Consider the following 537-nt stretch of genomic DNA (forward strand, 5'->3'; position numbering starts at 1 on the left):
TACTGCTGGGTTCGCTTTTAGCTCTTCCGCTGTCACACCTAGAGGTGATGTGAATGGGTGGTGCATCGCGTGTAGGTTGCCTTCGTCGTCTTCCTCGAACATTGGGAAGTCAACAACCCATAGAGGAGCCCAAGTGCCTTCTTTAGTCAGACCTAGGTCCTTACCTAGTTTAAGACGAAGTGCGCCTAGTGCTTCCGCAACGATGTTAGCTTTATCTGCACCAAATAGAATGATGTCGCCAGATTCCGCTTGAGTGCGATCTAGGATACCGTTGATCACGTCTTCGCTTAGGAATTTAGCTACAGGAGATTGGATACCTTCCACACCTGCTGCACGGTCGTTCACCTTCATCCATGCTAGACCTTTTGCACCGTAGATACCTACGAACTCTGCATAGCCGTCGATTTGCTTACGAGTTAACTCTGCACCGCCTGGTACACGGATAACTGCAACGCGGCCTTTTTCGTCGTTCGCTGGACCAGAGAATACTTTGAACTCAACGTCTTTTACTAGGTCTGCAACGTCTACTAGCTCTAG

1 protein-coding gene is annotated in these 537 nt (G+C 49.3%); it reads right to left on the minus strand.

Annotated features, from left to right (window positions below; translation table 11 throughout):
• The coding region (locus R7Q48_RS30445; RefSeq protein ID WP_318134141.1) for a GAD domain-containing protein at positions 1–537 on the minus strand (537 nt) is incomplete at both ends.

The organism is Vibrio sp. 378, from assembly GCF_033339435.1.